The sequence below is a fragment of the Mesotoga sp. B105.6.4 genome, from assembly GCF_002896535.1.
GTDB lineage: Bacteria > Thermotogota > Thermotogae > Petrotogales > Kosmotogaceae > Mesotoga.
The window spans coordinates 1-2227 of the sequence record NZ_JWIM01000155.1; the positions used below are offsets into that span (position 1 = coordinate 1).

Genomic DNA, 2227 nt, shown 5'->3' on the forward strand with positions numbered 1-2227 from the left:
TAGAATTTGCTGGGAACCATACTTCCTCTTGCTGTCTTCGTAGAAATTATCAATGCCAAGTCGGATTCTGCAAATACATTTGCCAGTTCATCATCTGACAATGGATCATAAAAGTGTACAAAGCCAAAACATCTGCTCTCACATTTACTTTTAAGAATATTGTAGTTGTAACCGAAACCGATTATTCTAAATTCTACATCATGCTTAATATTGGAGTTGCTAATCAGTTCTAGACATTCAAAAATGGTATCGATTTCATGAGAAATCCCCAGGTTTCCGGCATAAATTAACCTCAACCTTTTGCCTTTAGCGTTTCTTGGTTTCTTTCTTCTTTTAATTTCCTCCTCAATCTTCGTGTTTCCCCAATTCTCAATTATTCTAAGTTTGCTAGCATTAACAGAATATCTAGTCATGACCAAATCCGCCATTGATTTCGAAATAGTGATAACAACATCACTATTATCTATTGTCTTTTTTTGCACCCTCTTCATTAATCTATATACAATAGTTCCTTTTGAAATGTTTTTCGAATACATGATATCTGGAAAGAGGTCCTGAATATTATATAGCACACGAAATCTCTTCATCTTTTTTAGCAATGTAACACATCTTGCTACAAGGAATGGTTGTGAACTTACAACTATAATTGAACCTTTTTCGAAGAATAAAATCCTGAAAAAAGCACCAATAACAAAGGTTATATATGAGATTAGTTTTTTTACTATCCCGCCATCAAACGAGCTGTTAGATATTCTCAAAATATTAATATAACTGATTTCTTTCTTCTTCAGTCCTTTTTCTCCATTCTTACCGGTCAAAACAGTGACCTCAAAGCCGCAAGAAAATAAGTATTCAGCGAGCTCTCTTTTTAGATGTTCTCTTCTCTGCCCATAGAATTGATTAATGATGTATATCAATGTAAACACCTCATTACCCAGAAACCTTCTCACGAATCGCTAACATGACACTTACTTATCAAATATGATAGATCTTAGTTTTAGTTGTTATCGTCATTCCCAGTTTCTTGAGCACATCGCCGTGACCAATTTCATATACCTGGCTTATTCCCAGATCTTTGAAAGCCATGAAGGATTCAAGCCATCTTACTTTTCCGGTAATTTGCTCTATCAGGGCTTTCTTTATTTCAGAAGTATCTTTCGTAGGTTTAGCGGTCACATTTGGTATTACGTAACAGCCAGGTTCTTTGAATTCAGCCTTTTCTATCTCGAGCTTCATCTCTTCTTTTGCCTGCTTCATAAATGGTGTGTGGAAAGCCGTACTAACAGCGAGCTCGACAACTTTGGACGCTCCCATCTCTTCAAACATCTTACTGGCTTTTCTTAGCTGCTCAGCTTCGCCCGAAATAACTGTCTGTATCCTCGAGTTTTCATTTGCTATATATAGATTGGAAAATTGCGAGATGACCGATGAAATTTGATCCACGGATAAGCCAATTATCGCGGCCATTCCACATTCGGCATCTGTCGATTTGCTCATTGCCAAGCCACGTTTTCTGGTCAGATTCACTCCATCCTCAAAACTTATAGTACCGGCTGCGTAAAGAGCTGAATATTCACCGAGACTATGCCCGGCAACGGCCATGTATGGCATCTTGAGAAGTTTATACTTCTCAAGATACATTGCAGAACAAATAAAGATGGCGGGCTGAGCAATCTCTGTTGGCTTAAGAGGCTCGTTCGAGCTGCCAAACATAATCTTTCCGATATCGAATCCAAGGGTATTATTCGCCCTTTTAAGCAATGATCTGGCTTCTGCCAGTTCCTCGTATACTTCTAGCCCCATTCCAGCGGCCTGACTGCCCTGTCCGGGAAACACCAATCCAATTTGATCCATCAGACACCTCACACAATCGCCTGAAACTTTATCTTGCTAGTTATTGTTTGTGTTAGCCCTTTAAGCGCTCTTCCTGGTCCAACCTCATAAGCTTTGGAGACACCCAGTTCAACTAATGATCTTACGATATCTACAAGGCTTATTCGATTGTCTGTCTGATACAATAGCGACTCAATGATTGGCTCAATATTCTTTGTCGGCTTGCTGTGCTTGCTGGTTACTACATAGCAATTCGGTTCTTTAAATTTCATCTTACTCATGAGTACCCCTAACTTTTCTCTTGCCTTTTGCATATACGGGGTATGATACGCTACCTTCAAATTCAACTTAACTACTCCCATTGCCCCGGCGTTTTGTAAATCTTTGGATAATT

The 2227-nt window shown here is 38.8% G+C and carries 3 protein-coding genes; all 3 read right to left on the reverse strand.

What is annotated here, in order from left to right; all coding sequences use genetic code 11:
* Window positions 1-917 (reverse strand): glycosyltransferase family 4 protein (locus RJ60_RS15330; protein WP_180980002.1); only part of this gene is annotated, 917 nt, incomplete at its 3' end.
* 58 nt (window positions 918-975) lie between these two features.
* Window positions 976-1854, reverse strand: a complete 879-nt coding sequence (fabD, locus tag RJ60_RS15335; protein WP_103135302.1) for an ACP S-malonyltransferase — start codon at window positions 1852-1854, stop codon at window positions 976-978.
* 8 nt (window positions 1855-1862) lie between these two features.
* On the reverse strand, window positions 1863-2227 hold a 365-nt coding region (locus RJ60_RS15340; protein WP_219725921.1), incomplete at its 5' end, for a hypothetical protein.